Consider the following 18,680-nt stretch of genomic DNA (forward strand, 5'->3'; position numbering starts at 1 on the left):
GTCCGCCGCCGCCTCCGACAGCCTGCGCGAGCAGGCCCAGCGCCTCGCCTCGCTGATGGCCAGCATCCACGTGGGCGCCGTCCGTCCCGCGGCCGCCGCGCCGGTCGAGCGTCCCCGCACGCCGCCGGCCGCGACGATGGCCGCCCCGGCGCGCAAGCCCGCCGCCCCCGCTGCCGCCGTGAAAGCGACGCCCGCCCCAGCTGCAGCGGCTGCCGCCCCGGCCCCCCGGCCCGCGCCGGCGGCGACCGCCGCCGACGACGGCGACTGGGAGACCTTCTGAGGCCTCGCCGTCCCGCCATTGCCCGCTGCAACGACAACAACCTGACAACGAGAACCCCATGAACCTGATCCCCCTGATGCGCAGCTTCACGATCCGAGTGCGGATGATCGGGGCCATCGCCGTCGTGATGTGCCTGCTCGCGATCGTCGGCGGCGCCGGCCTGCTCGGCATGCACCGCATCGATTCGCTGAGCCAGCACTTCCTCGAGAACTCCGTCGCCGAGGCCGCCGGGCTGTCCGAGCTGCACGACGCGATGCACCGGCTGCGCCGCGCCGAGAAGGACATGATCATCGGCTACGAGGACGCGATGCAGGTCGCGCGCGGCCAGCAGCAGTGGGACGAGGCCTGGAAGCAGACCGGCGAATCGCTCGCCGCGCTGCAGCGCAGCGCGCGTGCGCAGGACCAGGCGGCGCTCGAGGCGATCGGACGGCACCTCGAGGGCTACCGGTCGGTCTTCGCTGCCGTGGCGCGCCAGCTCGCCGCGAGCGGCTACGACAGCGCGACGGTGGCCGGGCGCGTAATGGGCAAGGGCGTGGCGGCCTACGACGAGGGCGAGCAGCAACTCAACGCGCTGAAGCAGGCGATCGCGACCGAGGCGGCCCAAGCTGCCGAGGCCGCGCAGCAGGCGCGCCGCCAGACGTTGCTGATGTTCGGCATCGCAGTACTGATCGCGGTGGCAGTGGTGGTGCCGCTGACGCTGCTGAACCTGCGCAGCATCTGCCGCCCGCTCGAGCAGGCGCAGGCACTCGCGCGCTCGATCGCCGGCGGCGACCTGTCCAGCCGGGAGCTGCACGTCGAGGGCCGCGACGAGACCGCCGACCTGCTGCGCGCGCTGCAGGAGATGCAGGGCTCACTGCGCCACATCGTCGAGCAGGTGCACCAGTCCACCAGCAACCTCGGCACCGCGTCGACCGAGATCGCCAGCGGCAACCAGGACCTGTCCGGACGCACCGAGCAGGCGGCGGCCAGCCTGCAGCAGACCGCCAGCTCGATGGCCCAGCTCACCGACACGGTGCGGCAGTCGGCGGACTCCGCCCGCCAGGCCAACCAGCTCGCCGGCTCCGCCGCGAGCCTCGCGGGCCGCGGCGGCGAGGTCGTCTCGCAGGTGGTGGCGACGATGGGCGGCATTCATGCCGCCTCGCGCAAGATCGCCGACATCATCGGCGTGATCGACGGCATCGCCTTCCAGACCAACATCCTCGCGCTCAACGCGGCCGTGGAGGCCGCGCGCGCCGGCGAGCAGGGCCGCGGCTTCGCGGTCGTCGCCGGCGAGGTGCGCAACCTCGCGCAGCGCAGCGCGCAGGCCGCGCGCGAGATCAAGACGCTCATCGGCGCCTCGGTCGAGCAGGTCGAGGGCGGCTCCCGGCTGGTGTCCGACGCCGGGCGGACGATGCAGGAGCTCGTCGGCTCGGTGCAGCGCGTGGCCGACATCATCGGCGAGATCAGCGCCGCCGCCACCGAGCAGAACCAGGGCATCGGCCAGGTCAACCAGGCCGTGGTGCAGCTCGACCAGATGACGCAGCAGAACGCCGCGCTGGTCGAGCAGTCGGCCGCCGCCGCCGAGAGCCTGCGCGAGCAGACCGCAAGGCTCGGCACGCTGATGAGCGCCTTCCGGCTCGAGGCGCAGGAACGCGGCGCCTTCGCCGGCTGACGCCCCCCACCCTGACGAGCGCCAGCGGGCGACCCGCCCGCTAGCGCTCGTCGTCGCCCCCCGCCTCCGCTGCGTCCTGCAGCACCTGGAAATCCGTCAGCAGCGCGGCGAGGCGGCCCTCGCCGTCGTAGCCCCAGTAGCTCGCATAGCCGCCGTCGCCCCACCCGCTCGAGAAGAGCGCGACCCCGCCCTCCTCCATCTCGAACAGCAGCCACGAGCGGCTCGGCGCCGCGTTGCGGTCGAACTCCCGCAGCAGCGACTCGGCGAAGGCCTCCGGCTCGCGCCGCATGCGCTGCGAATACGCCTGCCAGGCCGCGCCGTCGAGGAAGGCGCCGGTGCCGGTGTCCACACCGTAACCGTAGTGGCCGCGTGCGGCATCCTCGCCCGCCACCAGCGCCGGCTCCCAGCGCCGCACCGGACCGGGCAGGAAGCTCAGCCGCGCCAGCGCCACCCGCTGCTCCGTGCCGAAGCGCACCAGCGCCAGCCGCAACTCGAACTCGCCCTGCGGCACGGGCTGCGCGAAGGGCCGGGCTCGCTCGCAGGCGAAGGGATCGCAGGCGACGAGGCGGCCCGAGCGGCTGCGCAAGCGCCCGATCGTGCGCACCTCGAGATCCACCTTCTCGCCGCCGTGCCGCAGCGAGAACCCGGGCTGGAAGGCCTGCTCGAAAAGCGTGTCCCCGCTCGCGCGGGGCGGGTCGGCGGCCTGCGCTGCGGGCGCGGGCGCGGGCACGGGCACGGGCACGGGCACGGGCACGGGGCTGCAGCCTGACAGTGCGAGCAGCAGCCCGAGCGCGACGGCGGCAAGGCATTCCTGCATTTGGAAGTCTCCCGAGGACGGACAAGGGACGGGCCGGTGCGCCGCCGCGTCCGCGCCGGCACTGCCTCTGCGCTGCCGGGAACCGGCCCCGATCTTAGGCAGCGCCACGGGCCGGGGGCCGAAACCCAAGCGCCCGGGACGGACTCGCGCAAGCGCCGCAACAATGCGCCCGCGTGCCGGCGGCGGGCTCAAGCCCGGGCTGCGACTGCCGATAACAGGGCGGCGGGCGGCACGCCGCGAGCGCGCCGCCTTCCGTCCCGCGATGTCCACACCCCACCCTTCGCCGATGACCCTCCTGTCGAGCCCCCTTCAAGCGCCGGCCGAGCCGGGGATCGATCCGCGCACGCAAGAGTTCAGCTTCGAGCCGGCGGACTTCGAGCGCGTGCGCCGGCTGATCCACCAGCACGCCGGCATCAGCCTGCACGAAGGCAAGCAGGCGATGGTCTACAGCCGGCTGTCGCGCCGGCTGCGCGAGACCCGCCACCGCTCGATCGGCGCCTACCTGCAGTGGCTGGAGCAGGCGCACGGCGCGCAGGCGGAAGCCGAGTGGCAGGAGTTCGTCAACTGCCTGACGACCAACCTGACCGCCTTCTTCCGCGAGGAGCACCATTTCGAGCTGCTCGCGCAGGAGTTGCGCCTGCGGGGCGGCCGCGCGCCGCTGCGCATCTGGTGCAACGCCGCCTCCACCGGCGAGGAGCCCTACTCGCTGGCGATGACGGTGGCCGAGACGCTCGGCGCCGACGCGCCGGTGCGCATCGTCGCGAGCGACATCGACACCCGGGTGCTGGAGACCGCGCGCCGCGGCGTCTACACCGACGACGCACGCGGCCTGTCGCCCGAGCGGCTCAAGCGCCACTTCCTGCGCGGCACCGGCACCAACGCGGGCCGCATCCGCATCAAGCCCGAGCTCGCGCGCCTGATCGAGTTCCGCCACTTCAACCTGATGGCCTCGGCCTGGTCGCTCGGCGACCCCTTCGACCTGGTGTTCTGCCGCAACGTGATGATCTACTTCGACGCGCCGACGCAGCGCCGCGTGCTCGAGCGCATCCACGGGGTGATGAAGCCCGAGGGGGTGCTGTTCGTGGGCCACTCGGAGAACTTCACCGACGCGCGCGAGCTGTTCCAGCTGCGCGGCAAGACCGTCTACCAGCGCGTGGGCCCGGCCCGTGGCGCAAGCGCCGCACCCGACAGGAGCCTGCCCCGATGATCGCCAGTTCCCCGTCCCCGCGCGGCTTCCCGCCGCCGCCCGCGTCGTCCCAGGCCGTGCCCGCCTCGCGGCTCGAGCGGCTGCGCGCGCGCCCGCCCCGGCCCGGCGAGGCCTCCTTCTTCTTCTACGACGCGCACTTCCGCAACGAGGCGGTGAAGGTGCTGCCGGGCGAGTACTTCGTGCACGACGAGGACCTGCTGCTGACGACGACGCTCGGCTCCTGCGTCGCGGCCTGCCTGTGGGACCGGCATGCGCGCCTCGGCGGCATGAACCACTTCATGCTGCCGGACGCGGGTGGCGCCACCGACTCGGGCCGCTACGGCTCCTATGCGATGGAGCTGCTGATCAACGAGCTGCTCAAGCGCGGTGCGAGCCGCGGCTCGCTCGAGGCCAAGGTCTTCGGCGGCGGGCAGGTGATCGGCGGCATGACGACGCTCAACGTCGGCCAGCGCAACGCCGACTTCGTGCTCGAGTACCTGCGCACCGAGCGCATCCCGGTGGTGTCGCAGGACCTGCTCGACATCCACGCGCGCAAGGTCTGCTTCCTGCCGCACAGCGGCAAGGCGATGGTCAAGCGCCTGGCCTCCACCAATCTCGAGGCCCTTGCCGCGCAGGACCGCGCCGCGGTGCAGCGCTTCGTGCCGCCGGCCAGCGGGGCCGGCTCGATCGATCTGTTCTGACGGAGGAAAGCACGATGGCGAAGACCCGCATCGTCGTGGTGGACGACTCGGCGCTCGTGCGCAGCCTGCTCGCCGAGATCATCAACCGCCAGCCCGACATGGAGTGCATCGGCGCCGCGAGCGACCCCTTCGTCGCGCGCGAGATGATCCGCAACCTGGACCCGGACGTGATCACGCTCGACGTCGAGATGCCGCGCATGGACGGCATCGACTTCCTGGCCAAGCTGATGCGGCTGCGGCCGATGCCGGTGGTGATGGTCTCGACGCTGACCGAGCGCGGCGCGGAGGTGACGCTGCGCGCGCTCGAGCTCGGCGCGGTCGACTTCGTCGCCAAGCCCAAGATCGGCATCGCCGACGGGCTGCAGCAGCTCGCGCAGCAGATCACCGAGAAGATCCGCATCGCCGCGCGCGCGCAGGTGCGCAAGCTGCACCTGCCGGCGGCCGCCGCGCCCCCCGCTGGCGCTGCCGCGGCCGAGCCGCGTGCCGCCGCGCCCGCCCCGGCGCCGGCGAGCCTGGGGCGGCTCTCCACCGAGAAGCTGATCTTCATCGGCGCCTCCACCGGCGGCACCGAGGCGACGCGCGAGGTGCTGGTGAACCTGCCCGCCGACGCGCCGGCGGTCGTCATCACGCAGCACATGCCGCCGGGCTTCACGAGAAGCTACGCGACGCGGCTTGACGGCCTGTGCCGCATCGCGGTCAAGGAGGCCGAGGACGGCGAGCGCATCCTGCCGGGCCACGCCTACATCGCGCCGGGCGGCCGCCACCTCAGCGTCGAGCGCAGCGGCGCGAACTACATCGCGCGCGTGCAGGACGGCGAGCCGGTGAACCGCCACAAGCCCTCGGTGGAGGTGCTGTTCAAGTCGGCGGCGCGCGTCGTCGGCCGCAACGCGATCGGCATCATGCTCACCGGCATGGGTGCCGACGGGGCGCGCGCGATGAAGGAGATGCGCGACGCCGGCAGCTACAACTACGCGCAGGACGAGGCGAGCTGCGTCGTGTTCGGCATGCCGCGCGAGGCGATCGCCGCCGGCGCCGCGCACGAGGTGCTGCCGCTCGCGCAGATCGCACCCCATCTGATGGAGCGGCTGCGCAGTACCGCGGGGATGTCGATCAACCGGGTCTGACGCCGCGCCCCCGCATCCCGGCGACCCTCCGAGGACGGCCGGGAAGGTCGTCGGGTTCTCCCCTCAACCGCCCTTGGCGGCCGGCGGGTCCGCGAGGAACAGCGCCTGCAGGTCGCTCAGGAAGTCGAGGCCGCGCACGGTCGGCCGCACGCGCGTCCAGTCGCGCTCGACGAGGCCGAGCCGCTCGGCCTCGTCCAGGCCCTTGCGCAGCACCGTCACCGGCAGCCCGGTGCGCTCGGTGAAGTCGGCGAGCGCGAAGCCTTCCTTCAACCGCATCGCGTTGAGCATGAACTCGAAGGGCAGCGCGTGGCGCGGCACCTCCTCGTCCTGCGACATCGGCGAGCCCGCGAGCGCCTGCTCGATGTAGCGCGCCGGCTCCCTCCAGCGCACCTGGCGGATCACGCGATGCGGGAAGCTGAGCTTGCCGTGCGCGCCGGCGCCGATGCCGAGGTAGTCGCCGAAGCGCCAGTAGTTCAGGTTGTGCGCGCACTCGTGGCCCGCTCGCGCATAGGCCGAGACCTCGTAGCGCTGCAGGCCGGCGGCCGCGGTGCCCTCGATCAGCCGGTCGAGCATCTCGAAGGCGGTGTCATCGTCGGGTAGCACCGGTGGGCGGCGCGCGAACTGCGTGTTGGGCTCGAGCGTGAGGTGGTAGAGCGACAGGTGCGGCGGCTCGAAGGCGAGTGCCTGGCGCAGGTCGGCCTCGCATTCCTCGAGCGATTGCCCGGGCAGCGCGTACATCAGGTCGAGGTTGAAGGTCTCGAAGGCCTGCTGCGCCTCCTCGACCGCCGCGAGCGCCTGCGCGCGGTCGTGCACGCGGCCGAGCGCCTTGAGCTTGGCGTCGTCGAAGCTCTGCACGCCGATCGACAGCCGCGTCACGCCCGCGGCGCGGAAGGCCCTGAAGCGCTCGCGCTCGAAGGTGCCGGGGTTGGCCTCGAGCGTGACCTCGCAGAAGGGCTCGAGCGGCAGCCGCGCGCGGATGTCGGCCAGCAGCCGGTCGATCGCCTCGGGCGAGAAGAGGCTCGGCGTGCCGCCGCCGATGAAGATGCTGTGCACGCGCCGGCCCCACACCGAGGGCAGCGCGGATTCGAGGTCGGCGCGCAGCGCGTCGAGGTAGCGGTCCTCGGGCGGCCGCCCCGTGCCCCCCTCCCCTCGCCACTCGTGGGAGTTGAAGTCGCAGTAGGGGCACTTGCGGATGCACCAGGGCAGGTGCACGTAGAGCGACAGCGGCGGCGGCGCGCCGAGCTGCAGCGTGCCGGGGCGCAGGTAGCGCTCGACGACGGACATCGCGTCAGCCAAGGTGCCAGACCTCCCGCATCAGCTGCTGCATCTGGACCGCGGCGAGCGCGCGGTGGCTGCAGCGGTTCTTTTCTTCCGCCCCGAGCTCGGCCACGGTGCGGCCGAGCGCGGGAATGAACATCAGCGGGTCGTAGCCGAAGCCGCCCTCGCCGCGCAATTCCGAAATGACCTCGCCCTCCCAGCGACCCATGGCCACCAGCGGCTCGGGATCGTCGGCCGAGCGCACCGCGACCAGCGCGCAGACGAAGCGCGCGCGCCGGTCGGCGACGCCCTGCAGCTTCTCCAGCAGCACCGAGTTGTTCTCGGCGTCGCCCTTCGGCCGGCCGAACAGCGTCGCGTAGCGCGCCGACAGCACGCCCGGCGCGCCGCCGAGCGCGTCGACGCTGATGCCCGAGTCGTCGGCGATCGCCGCGCCCCCGGCCGCCTGCGCGGCATGGCGCGCCTTGGCGAGCGCGTTCTCGACGAAGGTGACATGCGGCTCCTCGGCCTCGGGGATGCCGAGCGCGCCCTGAGCGACGAGCTCCAGGCCGAGCGGCGCGAAGAGCGCCTGCAGCTCGACGAGCTTCTTGGCGTTGTTGGAGGCGAGCACGAGTCGCATCGCGGACCTCACTGCGAAAGCCCGAGCGCCTGGCGCTGCAGCGCGAGCAGCTCGCGGATGCCCTTGTCGGCGAGGCCGAGCAGCGCGTCCATCTCGGCGCGCGTGAACGGCGCGCCCTCGGCGGTGCCCTGCACCTCGACGAAGCCGCCGCTGCCCGTCATCACGACGTTCATGTCAGTGCCGCAGGCCGAGTCCTCCACGTACTCGAGGTCGAGCAGCGGCGTGCCCTCGACGACGCCGACCGAGATCGCGGCGACGAAGTCGCGGATCGGGCTCGCGGCGATCTTCCCCTTCGCGAGCAGGCCCGCGACCGCGTCGTGGGCCGCGACGAAGGCGCCGGTGATCGCAGCGGTGCGGGTGCCGCCGTCGGCCTGGATCACGTCGCAGTCGAGCTGGATGGTGCGCTCGCCCAGCAGCGAGAGGTCGAACACCGAGCGCATCGAGCGGCCGATCAGGCGCTGGATCTCCTGCGTGCGCCCGCTCTGCTTGCCGCGCGCGGCCTCGCGGTCGCTGCGGGTGTGCGTCGAGCGCGGCAGCATCCCGTACTCGGCGGTGACCCAGCCCTCGCCCGAGCCGCGCTTGTGCGGCGGCACGCGCTCCTCGACCGACGCGGTGCACAGCACCTTGGTCTCGCCGAACTCGACCAGCACCGAGCCCTCGGCGTAGCGGGTGTAGTGGCGCGTCAGGCGCACCGGGCGCAGCGCGTCGGCGGCGCGGCCTTGCGAACGTTGGAACTGGGGGGGCATGCGGATTCTCGGAAGGAAGAGGGAGCCGGCCGCGAGGACCGGAGCCGGACATGGTAGCGAAGCGGCGCCGGGTGCCGCCCTGCCTGTGCGGGACGGCCCGCGGCGCGGCGGGGGGATAGCGCGGCCCGGAGCGCGGCGGGCTTCAGCGGCTGCGCAGCTTCGAGCTGCGGCGGATCGCCTCGTTGATCTCGCGGATCGAGCGGTCGATCTCGGCCTCGTCGAGCAGCGGGGTCTCGGCCACCGCCTCGCGGGCCTCGTCGGGCGTGGAGGCATGGATGGTGGACGCGAAGTCGTCCTCGCCGAGCACCTGCGTGGAGATCGAGCCGCTGCGGTTGTCGTCGTCGGCGCGCTCCCACTCCACCGCGAGCACCGTCACGTTGTCGCTCTTGGGGCCGGCGTGGCGCAGCGCCTGCTCGACGAGTTCGGGCACCGCCTCGGACACCGGCAGTGCCGAGAGCTGCTGCGTGATGTCGGCGTCGGACACGCTGCTCCACAGCCCGTCCGAGCACAGCAGCAGCCGGTCGCCCTGCTGCAGCAGCACCGGCCCGGCCACGTCGAGCACCGGCTTGCCCGGGCTGCCGAGGCAGGTGAAGAGCACGTTGCGGTTGACGCGCCCTGCGATGGCACGCCCGCCCTGCTGCAGCTCCGAGTACGAATGGTCGCGGGTGCGCGCCACCAGCTTGTCGCCGCGCACCAGGTACAGGCGCGAGTCGCCGCAGTGCGCCCAGTAGGCCGCGCCGCCCTGGATCACGCAGGCCACGATCGTGGTGCGCGGCGTGTCGATCAGCGCGCGCTGCGTCGCGTAGCGCAGCAGCTGGCGGTGCCCGGCGAACAGCGCATCGTTGAGGAAGCGCGTCGGGTCCTTGAGCGTGGACTTCGCCTCGCGCTGGAACAGCGTGGCCAGCGTCTGCAGCGCGAGCTGCGACGCGACCTCGCCTTCCGGATGGCCGCCCATGCCGTCGGCGAGCGCGAACAGCCCGGCGTCCCGCGTGTAGCAGTAGCCCATGCGGTCCTCGTTCTTCTCGCGACCGCCGCGGCGGCTGACCTGGTAGACGGAGAATTTCATCGCGGACGCCTCGTCAGGGTTTCGCGTTGCCCTTGATGTTCTCCAGCTGCAGCTTCAGCCGCTCGCTGAAGCTGAGCTTGGTGTAGCGGCGCTCGGTCTCGCGCGACAGCTCCTTCTGCAGCGCGAACACGCTCTGCGGGCGCGACAGCGGGTCGAGCGCCATGCACCACTCGGTCACCTCGATCAGGTTGTCGGAGTAGATGTTGCGCAGGCGCGAGAGCGACAGCGTCAGCCGGTCCTTCTCCATGCGCTGCGGCGCGTCGTTGGGCGGATAGCCCTGCATGCAGGCGTAGATGCACGCGCCGATCGCGTAGATGTCGGTCCAGGGGCCGAGCGTGCCGTCGCGGCGGTACATCTCCGGCGCCGCGAAGCCCGGCGTGTACATCGGGCGGATGAAGTTGCCTTCCTTGGAGAGCACCTCGCGCGCCGCGCCGAAGTCGAGCAGCACCGCCTTGTTCTCGTTGGTAATGAAGACGTTGGCGGGCTTGATGTCGAGGTGCAGCATCTTGTGCTGGTGCACGATGCGCAGGCCGCGCAGCACCTCGTCGAACAGCGAGCGGATGGTGGACTCGCGGAAGACCTTGTCGCGCTTGAGGTCGCGTGCGGTGACGATGAAGTCCTGCAGCGTGTCGCCCTGCAGGTAGTTCATCACCATGTAGACGGTCTCATTCTCGCGGAAGAAGTTCAGCACGGAGACCACGCTCGGGTGCGAGATCTGCGCGAGCGAGCGGCCTTCCTCGAAGAAGCTCTTGAGGCCGAGCCGGTACAGGGGTTGCTTGTCGGGCTTGACGCGGGGGGCGAGCTCGCCGGGCAGGCGCTCCGCCAGCGTGGCCGGCAGGTATTCCTTGATCGCCACCAGCCGCTTCTCCTGGTCCTCGGCGACGTAGACCACGCCGAAGCCCCCCGATGCCAGTCGCTTGACGATCTGGTAGCCCCCCACCACGGTGCCCGGCGGCAACGGGGCGGGCTTCGGCTTTGACATAATCGGCTTTTGTAGTGTGACGAAGAGTTCATGTCAGTTTACAGCATGACCGGCTACGCGAGCGCCAGCTCGCAGGCCCTCGCCGCCGGCGCCGCCGCGCCCGCAGCCGAGCCCGGCAACGAGGCGGCAGCGCGCCCCGAGAACGGTGCGCGCAGCGCCGTCACGGTCGAGCTGCGCTCGGTCAACAGCCGCTTCCTGGACCTCGCCTTCCGCATGCCGGACGAGCTGCGCGCGCTCGAGCCCGCGCTGCGCGAGCTGCTGACCGCCCGGCTGCGCCGCGGCAAGGTCGAGCTGCGCCTGAACGCCGCGCGCGAGCACGACGGGGCGCTGCCGCAGCCGCAGGCCGAGCAGCTCAACCGGCTCGCGCGGCTCGAAGGCTCGGTGCAGAACTGGCTGCCCAAGGCCCAGCCGCTGTCGGTGCACGAGGCGCTGCTGTGGTGCAAGGGCAGCGCGCCGGCCGAGCGGCTCGACGAGGCGGCGATCGCCGCGACGCGCCAATGCCTCGACGGGCTGATGGAGTCGCGCGAGCGCGAGGGCCGGCGCCTGGTGCAGATCCTGATGGAGCGCGTCGCGCGGCTGCGCGAGCTCGCCGTGCAGGCCGAGCCGCTGGTGCCGCAGGTGGTCGAGCGCCAGCAGCAGCGCTTCCTCGAGCGCTGGCAGCAGGCGCTCGACAGCGCGGGCGCGGCGCAGGCGATGAGCGCCGAGGCGCTGCGCGAGCGCGCGCTGTCGGAAGCCGCGTCCTACGCGCTGCGCATCGACGTGGCCGAGGAGCTCGCGCGGCTGCGCGCGCACCTCGACGAGATCGAACGGCTGCTGCAGAAGGGCGGCGAGCTCGGCAAGCGGCTCGACTTCCTGATCCAGGAGCTGCACCGCGAGGCCAACACGCTCGGCTCGAAGTCCGCCGCGCTCGAGCTCACGCAGGTCTCGGTCGAGATGAAGGTCGCGATCGAGCAGATGCGCGAGCAGGTCCAGAACATCGAATAAGGCGCGCCGACATGGAATATCCCGGCAATCTCTTCGTCGTCGCCGCCCCGAGCGGCGCCGGCAAGTCCAGCCTCGTGAAGGCGCTGCTCGAGCTCGACGCGCGGCTGATGGTCTCGGTGTCGCACACCACCCGCGCGCCGCGCGGCCAGGAGCAGCACGGCCGCGAGTACCTGTTCACGTCCCAGGAGGAGTTCCGCGCGATGGTCGAGCGCGGCGACTTCTTCGAGTGGGCCGAGGTGCACGGCAACCTCTACGGCACCTCGCGCGCGGCGATCGAGTCGCGCATGGCCGCCGGCGAGGACGTGGTGCTCGAGATCGACTGGCAGGGCGCGCTGCAGATCAAGCAGCTGTTCCCGAACGCGATCCTGATCTTCATCCTGCCGCCGAGCTACGAGGAGCTGCTGCAGCGCCTGCAGCGCCGCGGCGAGGACGGGCCCGAGGTCATCAAGGAGCGCATGGCCAACGCGCGCCACGAGGTGGCGCAGGCCCGGCACTTCGACTTCGTTATAATCAACGCCCTCTTCGAGACGGCGCTGTTCGACCTGAAGGCGATCGTGCACGCGCAGCGGCTCAAGTACGCCGCGCAGCGGCGCACCAAGAAGGTCGTCTTCGACGCGCTCGAGCTCACCTGAAACGTTTTCTGTCGCGCTGCCCCGCGCAGCGCTGGAGTTGATTCCATGGCCCGCATCACTGTCGAAGACTGCCTGCAGAAGATCCCGAACCGCTTCCAGCTCGTGCTCGCCGCGACCTACCGCGCGCGCATGCTGAGCCAGGGCCACACGCCGAAGATCGAGAGCAAGAACAAGCCCGGCGTGACCGCGCTGCGCGAGATCGCCGCCGGCCAGGTCGGCGTCGAGATGCTGCGCAAGGTCCCGACCTGACGTTCCCCGCGGCCTGAAGGCCTGCCCGGGCGCCCCGTCGGCGCGCCCGCCCCACCCCGCGCCCGAACCTCGATTCGGGCGCGCCCGTTTAGGGCGCCCTCGGCCTAGGGCCTTTGCAATCCAAGCTAAAGTTGCCCGATGGGTCTGCAAGCCGCTCCTCCCCACGCGACACCGAAGCACCCGCCACCCGAGCCGGGTGACCACGGCGCGCGCGACGCCGCGAGCGCCTCCTTCGCGGCGCTGACGCACAAGCTCGACTACCTCGATCCCGCCGACATCCGGCGCGTGCGCGACGCCTACCGCTTCGCCGACGAGGCCCACCTCGGCCAGTTCCGCGCCAGCGGCGAGCCCTACATCACGCACCCGATCGCGGTCGCCGGCCTGTGCGCCGACTGGAAGCTCGACGCGCAGGCGATCATGGCCGCGCTGATGCACGACGCGATGGAGGACTGCGGCGTCACGAAGACCGAGCTGGTCGAGCGCTTCGGCGTCGCCACCGCCGAGCTGGTCGACGGCCTGACCAAGCTCGACAAGCTGCAGTTCTCGACCCGCGAGGAGTCGCAGGCCGAATCCTTCCGCAAGATGCTGCTGGCGATGGCGCGCGACGTGCGCGTCATCCTGATCAAGCTCGCGGACCGGCTGCACAACATGCGCACGATGGAGGCGATGGCGGCCCCGAAGCGCGCCCGCATCGCCCGCGAGACGCTCGACATCTACGCGCCGATCGCGCACCGGCTCGGCCTCAACCGCATCTACCGCGAGCTGCAGGAGCTGAGCTTCCAGCACCTGCTGCCCTGGCGCTTCGCGGCGCTGACGAAGGCCGTGCAGCGCGCGCGCGGCTACCGGCGCGACCTGGTGGACCGCATCCGCGCCGACGTCGAGCGCGCCTTCGCCGAGGCCGGCATCTCGGTGCAGGTCTGGGGCCGCGAGAAGACGGTGTTCTCGATCTACGCGAAGATGCGCGAGAAGCACCTGTCCTTCGCGCAGGTCAACGACATCTTCGGCTTCCGCATCGTGGTCTCGACGCTGCCCGAGTGCTACCTCGCGCTCGGCGTGCTGCACCAGATGTACAAGCCGATGCCGGGGCGCTTCAAGGACTACATCGCCATCCCGAAGGCCAACGGCTACCAGTCGCTGCACACCACGCTCGTGAGCCCGCTCGGCACGCCGGTGGAGTTCCAGGTCCGCACCGAGCCGATGCACGTCGTCGCCGAAACCGGCATCGCGGCGCACTGGCTCTACAAGGTGCAGGGCGCGGACACCGGCGACGCGCAGCGCATCGGCACCGTGGGCCTGCAGTCGCTGATCGACATCCAGGACGAGACGCGCGACGCGGCCGAGTTCCTCGAGCACGTCAAGGTCGACCTGTTTCCGGACGCGGTCTACGTCTTCACGCCCAAGTCCAAGATCCTCGCGCTGCCGAAGGGGGCGACACCTGTGGACTTCGCCTACGCGATCCACTCCGACGTCGGCGACCGCTGCGTCGCGGCCAAGGTCAACGGCGAGCAGGTGGCGCTGCGCACCGAGCTGCGCAGCGGCGACGTGGTCGAGATCATCACCGCGCCGGTGTCGCGCCCGAACCCCGCGTGGCTGAACTTCGTGCGCACCGGCCGCGCGCGCTCGCGCATCCGGCACTACCTGAAGAACGTCACGCAGGAGGAGTCGGCCGAGCTCGGCGCCAAGCTGCTCGCGCAGGCGATGCGCGCCGAGGGCCTGGAGCCGCCGCCGGGCGACGAGAGCGGCAGCGGCAGCGCGGCGGCGCAGTGGCAGGCGCTGATCCGCTGGAGCGGCAACCGCAGCCGGCGCGAGCTGCTGATCGACATCGGCCTGGGCAAGAAGATCGCGACCATCGTCGCCAAGCGCCTCGCCAAGCTGCTGGCCGAGGCCGGCGCAAAGCCGAACGCGGTGACGATGTCGATGAACCGCTACCTCGCCGACGACAGCTCGCCCTCGCACGCGATGGTGACGATCGACGGCTCGGAAGGCGCGACGGTGCAGATGGCGCACTGCTGCCGCCCGATCCCGGGCGACGGCATCGTCGGCTACCTCGGCCGCGGCGAGGGGCTGGTCGTGCACACCGGCGAATGCCAGACCGGCAAGCGCCTGTTCCAGCGCGACAGCGAGCGCTGGATCCCGGTGGAGTGGGCCGAGGAGCCGCAGCGGGGCTTCGAGACCGGCGTCACCGTGCTCGCGCACAGCAGCAAGGGCGCGGTCGCGAAGGTCGCGTCCGCGGTCAGCCAGGCCGAGGCCGACATCACGCACATCGACATGGCGCACGAGCCGGGCCACTCGACGATGGAGTTGCGCCTCGTGATCACGGTGCGCGACCGCCAGCACCTCGCCGACGTGCTGCGCACGCTGCGCCGCTCGTCCACCGTGCTGAAGGCCGCGCGCGCCAAGCCGACCTGAGCGGTCCGCCCCCTGGCGGCGCGGCGGAGCTCAGTCGCGCTGCGGCGCCGGGTAGCGCACCTCGATCACCTCCAGCCGCTCGGGGCCGCCCGGCGTCATCAGCTGCACCTCGTCGCCCTCGCGCGCCTTGAGCAGCGCGCGCGCGATCGGCGCGACCCAGCTCACCTCGCCCTGCAGGGCGTCCACCTCGTCCACGCCCTTGATCGTGATCGTGCGCTCCTCGCCGCGGCTGTTGGCGTAGGTGACCGTGGCACCGAAGAAGACCTGGTCCGATCCATGGTGTGCCGACGGATCGGCCACCTCGGCGATGTCGAGCCGCTTGGTCAGGAAGCGGATGCGCCGGTCGATCTCGCGCAGCCGCTTCTTGCCGTAGAGGTAGTCGCCGTTCTCGGAGCGGTCGCCGTTGGACGCCGCCCACGAGACGATCTCGACCACCTTCGGCCGCTCGACGTCGATCAGCGCGAGCAGCTCCTCGCGCAGGCGCCGGTAGCCCTGCGGGGTGATGTAGTTCTTGCTGCCGGAGGGCAGCGGCGCCGCGGCGATGTCGTCATCCTCGTCGTCCGGGGCGTCTGTTTCGCGGGTGAATGCCTTGCTCATGCGTGGATTCTGGCACCGGTGCGCCGGCCGTTTCAGCCCCCGCCCCCCGGGCGGCGCCGCGGCAGCCGGTTGTGGATCGCGGTGGCGGCGATCGCCGCCTGACCGGTGGCCACCGCGAGCTGGCTGAGGCTCGCCACCACGTCGCCGGCCGCGTAGAGCCCCTCGATCTGCGTCTGCAGGTGGTCGTCCACCTGCAGGCAGCCCTGGTCGTCGGCCGCCGCGCCGAGCCCGAGCGCCAGGTTCGAGCGCACGCGCGTGCCGAGCGCGCTGTAGACCACGTCGTAGGACTCCTCGGAGCCGCCGTCGCGGCGCATCAGCACGCGGCTGCCCGGCAGCGCGCAGAGCTCGAGCACCGGGCCGGGCAGGATCCGCACGCCGCGCGCGGCGAGCTCGGCGTGCAGCGCCTCGTCCACCTCGTCCGGGTCGCTGTGGATCACCAGCGTCAGGTCGGACGTGAAGTTGCTGATGAAGAGCGCCTCGCGCGCCCCGTGCGCGCCGCCGCCGATGACGCCGACGCGGCGGTCGGTGTACTCGTAGCCGTCGCAGATCGGGCACTGCCGCATCAGGCCCTGCTGACGCAGCGCCTCGCTGCCCGGCACGGGCGGCGCGCGATCCACCACACCGGTGGCGAGCAGCACGGTGCGCGTGCGCTGCGGCCGGCCGTCGAGGTCGGCCTCGAAGCCGCCGCCCTCGAGGCGCTGCAGCCCGGTGACCGTCACCGGACGCACCTCGCCGCCGTGCTGCGTCACCTGCTCGCGCAGCCGCGCCAGCAGCTCGGTGCCGACGATGCCGTCCGGAAAGCCCGGGTAGTTGTGCGTGCGCGGAATCCAGGCGGCGCGGCTGTGGCCGGCGTCGCAGACCAGCACGTGCCGGTGGAAGCGGCGCAGGTAGAGCGCGGCGGTCAGGCCGGCCGGGCCACCGCCGATCACCAGGCAATCGAGAAACTCGGGATCGGACATGTGCATCGTGCTCCTGCGGCAGCCGGGCCGCGCCCGCTCCCCGTGCAAGGCGGGTGCCCGCCTTGAGACAGCTCAGATGCCCGCTGCGGCGGCAGCTCGGCGTCGCGCTCGCGCATGCACAATGGCCGCCCGAGAAAAGGCGGCGCCTTCGAGGCGCCGGCCCAGAAAAAGGAGACCCTGATGCAACGCCCTGCCCTGCCGGCCCGCCGCCGGACCTCCCTGCCCTGCCCTCGCCGGCTGCCGGCCCTCGCCGCGGCGCTCGCCACCGCCGCCGCCCCGGCATTCGCGCAGGCCCCGGCGGGCGAGGAGCTCGAGCCGGTCGTCGTCAGCGCGAGCCGCCAGCAGCAGCGGCTGTTCGACACGCCCGCGGGCATCGACGCGGTCGACGTCGAGGCGCTGCGGCGCGACCGTCCGCTCGCCAGCCTGTCGGAGCTGCTGCTGACGGTGCCGGGGCTGACGGTGCGCGAGCGCCACAACCAGGCGCAGGACCTGCAGCTGTCGATCCGCGGCTTCGGCAGCCGCGCCACCTTCGGCGTGCGCGGCGTGCGACTGCTGGTGGACGGCATCCCGGCGAGCATGCCCGACGGCCAGGGCCAGACCTCGACCGCGCAGCTGCGCACCGCGCAGCGCGTCGAGGTGCTGCGCGGCCCGGTCGCACAGCTCTACGGCAACGCGGCCGGCGGCGTCGTGTCGGTGTTCACCGCCGACCCGCCCGCCGTGGACGCGGGCGTGCGCAGCGAGCTGTCGGGCGGCATCGGCGAGGACGGCCAGCGCCAGCTCGGCCTGCGCACGACGGCCGGCGACCGCAGCCTCGGCGCGGTGCTCGGCCTGTCGGCCGACGAGAGCGAGGGCTTCCGGCCGCACAGCGAGATGCGGCGCCGCCACCTGAACGCGAAGGTGGTGGCGCAGCCGGCGAGCGGGCTGAAGCTCACCGGCGTGCTCAACAGCCTGAACCTGAAGGCGCAGGACCCGCTTGGGCTGACGCGGGCGCAGTTCGACGCGAACCCGGACCAGACCACGCGCGAGGCGGGAGATTACGACACCCGCAAGCCGCTCGAGCAGCACCAGCTCGGCCTCGTCGCCGAGTACCGGCCCGGCGATCGCGACACGCTGAGCGCGCGCCTGTACGGCGGACACCGCCTGGTGCGGCAGACGCTGAGCATCCCGCCCAGCGCCGCACCGGTCACCCGCGGCGCCGGCGGCGTCGTCGATCTCGACCGCGAGTACGGCGGCGCGGGCCTGCAGTGGAGCCGGTGCGGCGTCCGCGACAGCGGCCTGCCGTGGCGCCTGACGCTCGGCGTCGACATCGACCGCCAGACCGACGAGCGGCTTGGCTACGACAACAACGGCGGCACGCAGGGCACGCTGCGGCGCGACGAGACCAACCGCGCCGGCAACGACGACGGCTACGCGCAGCTCGAATGGGACGCGTCCGAGCGCGTGACGCTGACCGGCGGGCTGCGGACGAGCCGCGTGCGCCTGTCGGTCGCCGATCGCTACATCCGCGGCGTCAACGGCGACGACAGCGGCGCCGCGCTGCACGAGCAGACGAGCCCGGTGCTCGGCGTGCTGTGGCGCGCGAGCGAGACGCTCAACGTCTACGCCAACGCCGGGCGCGGCTTCGAGACGCCGACGCTCACCGAGGTCGCCTACCGGCCGGACGGCAACGCGGGGCTGAACCTCGGGCTGCAGGCGGCGCGCAGCCGCCAGGTCGAGCTCGGCCTGCGAGGGCGCCAGGGCGGCGGCCTGTGGCAGGCAGCCTGGTTCGGCAGCCGCACGCGGCAGGAGATCGTGCCGGTCGACACGCGCAACGGCCGCTCGAGCTTCCAGAACGTCGACGAGGTCGAGCGCCGCGGCGTCGAGCTCGGCTGGCAGCGGCCGCTCGGCGGCGCCTGGCAGCTCGGCCTCGGCTACACCTGGCTCGACGCGAGCTTCGGCCAGTCCTTCACGCGCAGCGTCAACGGCAGCGCGACGACGGTTCCCGCCGGCAACCGCCTGCCCGGCATTCCGGAGCACAGCCTGGGGGCCGACCTGGGCTGGCGCTTCGCGCCCGGCCTCGCGATCGGCGCGGAAGTGCGGGCGGAAAGCCGCGTCGCGGTGGACGACCGCAACAGCGATCACGCCGCCGGCTATGCGGTCGCGCACCTGAAGCTCTCGGGGCAGCGCCGGCTCGCGGGGCAAGCGGTGCAGTGGTTCGTGCGCGCCGACAACGTGTTCGACCGCCGCTACGCCGGCTCGGTGATCGTCAACGACGGCAACGGCCGCTTCTTCGAGCCCGCGCCCGGCCGGCGCTGGTTCGCCGGCATGACGCTCGCGCTGTGAGCCGGCGCGGGGGCACACGCATCCTTGCGCCCCGCCCCCGCCTTCCTCGCGGCTGCCGGGCCGCCCAAAGCAAAAAGGGCT

Annotated in this window: 17 protein-coding genes and 1 pseudogene; 10 read left to right on the forward strand and 8 right to left on the reverse strand. The window is 72.3% G+C overall.

The genetic code is table 11. From position 1 onward, the window contains the following. Window positions 1-280 (forward strand): annotated as a pseudogene (locus D3A59_RS14385) (methyl-accepting chemotaxis protein); the annotation flags it as partial. 58 nt (window positions 281-338) lie between these two features. Further along, window positions 339-1,931: a methyl-accepting chemotaxis protein gene (locus D3A59_RS26715; protein ID WP_119155637.1), complete on the forward strand. Its 1,593-nt coding sequence runs from the start codon at window positions 339-341 to the stop codon at window positions 1,929-1,931. A gap of 40 nt (window positions 1,932-1,971) precedes the next feature. On the opposite strand, the gene D3A59_RS14395 is transcribed toward D3A59_RS26715, so the two are convergent. After that, window positions 1,972-2,748, reverse strand: a complete 777-nt coding sequence (locus D3A59_RS14395; protein WP_119155638.1) for a DUF4241 domain-containing protein — start codon at window positions 2,746-2,748, stop codon at window positions 1,972-1,974. Window positions 2,749-3,034: 286 nt separating this feature from the next. Between D3A59_RS14395 and D3A59_RS14400 the strand changes: the two genes are divergently transcribed. The 3 genes from D3A59_RS14400 to D3A59_RS14410 are packed head-to-tail and all read left to right on the forward strand — an operon-like array spanning window position 3,035 to window position 5,759. Next, window positions 3,035-3,955, forward strand: a complete 921-nt coding sequence (locus D3A59_RS14400; RefSeq protein ID WP_119155639.1) for a CheR family methyltransferase — start codon at window positions 3,035-3,037, stop codon at window positions 3,953-3,955. Beyond that, on the forward strand, window positions 3,952-4,635 hold the full coding sequence (gene cheD, locus D3A59_RS14405; RefSeq protein ID WP_119155640.1) for a chemoreceptor glutamine deamidase CheD: 684 nt from the start codon (window positions 3,952-3,954) through the stop codon (window positions 4,633-4,635). The genes D3A59_RS14400 and cheD overlap by 4 nt, the downstream gene beginning before the upstream one ends. A gap of 14 nt (window positions 4,636-4,649) precedes the next feature. Continuing rightward, window positions 4,650-5,759: a protein-glutamate methylesterase/protein-glutamine glutaminase gene (locus D3A59_RS14410; protein WP_119155641.1), complete on the forward strand. Its 1,110-nt coding sequence runs from the start codon at window positions 4,650-4,652 to the stop codon at window positions 5,757-5,759. A gap of 63 nt (window positions 5,760-5,822) precedes the next feature. Here D3A59_RS14410 and hemW read toward each other — a convergent pair whose 3' ends face one another. From hemW to D3A59_RS14435, 5 genes are all read right to left on the reverse strand, one after another. Further along, window positions 5,823-7,043 carry a radical SAM family heme chaperone HemW gene (gene hemW / locus D3A59_RS14415; protein ID WP_119155642.1) on the reverse strand — a complete coding sequence of 407 codons (1,221 nt, stop codon included), beginning with the start codon at window positions 7,041-7,043 and terminating at the stop codon, window positions 5,823-5,825. 4 nt (window positions 7,044-7,047) lie between these two features. Further along, complete coding sequence (gene rdgB / locus D3A59_RS14420; protein WP_119155643.1) at window positions 7,048-7,653, reverse strand: RdgB/HAM1 family non-canonical purine NTP pyrophosphatase; 606 nt, start codon at window positions 7,651-7,653, stop codon at window positions 7,048-7,050. A gap of 8 nt (window positions 7,654-7,661) precedes the next feature. Continuing rightward, a complete protein-coding gene (gene rph, locus D3A59_RS14425; protein WP_119155644.1) occupies window positions 7,662-8,399 on the reverse strand; it encodes a ribonuclease PH in 738 nt (245 codons plus the stop codon). 142 nt (window positions 8,400-8,541) lie between these two features. After that, window positions 8,542-9,465: a PP2C family protein-serine/threonine phosphatase gene (locus tag D3A59_RS14430; protein ID WP_119155645.1), complete on the reverse strand. Its 924-nt coding sequence runs from the start codon at window positions 9,463-9,465 to the stop codon at window positions 8,542-8,544. 13 nt (window positions 9,466-9,478) lie between these two features. Continuing rightward, entirely contained in the window at window positions 9,479-10,447 is a 969-nt protein-coding gene (locus D3A59_RS14435; RefSeq protein WP_119155646.1) for a serine/threonine protein kinase, read from the reverse strand. A gap of 30 nt (window positions 10,448-10,477) precedes the next feature. On the opposite strand from D3A59_RS14435, the gene D3A59_RS14440 reads away from it, so the two are divergent. From D3A59_RS14440 to D3A59_RS14455, 4 genes are all read left to right on the forward strand, one after another. Beyond that, on the forward strand, window positions 10,478-11,431 hold the full coding sequence (locus tag D3A59_RS14440) for a YicC/YloC family endoribonuclease (protein ID WP_119155647.1): 954 nt from the start codon (window positions 10,478-10,480) through the stop codon (window positions 11,429-11,431). Between the two features lie 11 nt (window positions 11,432-11,442). Then, window positions 11,443-12,063 carry a guanylate kinase gene (gene gmk / locus D3A59_RS14445; protein WP_119155648.1) on the forward strand — a complete coding sequence of 207 codons (621 nt, stop codon included), beginning with the start codon at window positions 11,443-11,445 and terminating at the stop codon, window positions 12,061-12,063. A 45-nt stretch (window positions 12,064-12,108) separates the two neighbouring features. Next, a complete protein-coding gene (gene rpoZ / locus D3A59_RS14450; RefSeq protein ID WP_119155649.1) occupies window positions 12,109-12,312 on the forward strand; it encodes a DNA-directed RNA polymerase subunit omega in 204 nt (67 codons plus the stop codon). A gap of 138 nt (window positions 12,313-12,450) precedes the next feature. Then, on the forward strand, window positions 12,451-14,721 hold the full coding sequence (locus D3A59_RS14455; protein ID WP_119155650.1) for a RelA/SpoT family protein: 2,271 nt from the start codon (window positions 12,451-12,453) through the stop codon (window positions 14,719-14,721). Between the two features lie 30 nt (window positions 14,722-14,751). Here the strand turns inward: D3A59_RS14455 and greB are convergent, their stop codons facing one another. After that, entirely contained in the window at window positions 14,752-15,318 is a 567-nt protein-coding gene (gene greB / locus D3A59_RS14460) for a transcription elongation factor GreB (RefSeq protein ID WP_119155651.1), read from the reverse strand. Between the two features lie 32 nt (window positions 15,319-15,350). Beyond that, the gene (locus tag D3A59_RS14465; protein ID WP_205665198.1) at window positions 15,351-16,277 is read right to left on the reverse strand and encodes an NAD(P)/FAD-dependent oxidoreductase; all 927 of its coding nucleotides are present in this window, start codon (window positions 16,275-16,277) and stop codon (window positions 15,351-15,353) included. A gap of 180 nt (window positions 16,278-16,457) precedes the next feature. Here D3A59_RS14465 and D3A59_RS14470 point away from each other — a divergent pair, with 180 nt between their 5' ends. After that, on the forward strand, window positions 16,458-18,599 hold the full coding sequence (locus D3A59_RS14470) for a TonB-dependent receptor family protein (protein ID WP_119155653.1): 2,142 nt from the start codon (window positions 16,458-16,460) through the stop codon (window positions 18,597-18,599). Window positions 18,600-18,680: the final 81 nt, after the last annotated feature.

The sequence above is a fragment of the Caldimonas tepidiphila genome (assembly GCF_003569765.1).
In the GTDB taxonomy this organism is placed as follows: domain Bacteria; phylum Pseudomonadota; class Gammaproteobacteria; order Burkholderiales; family Burkholderiaceae_C; genus Caldimonas; species Caldimonas tepidiphila.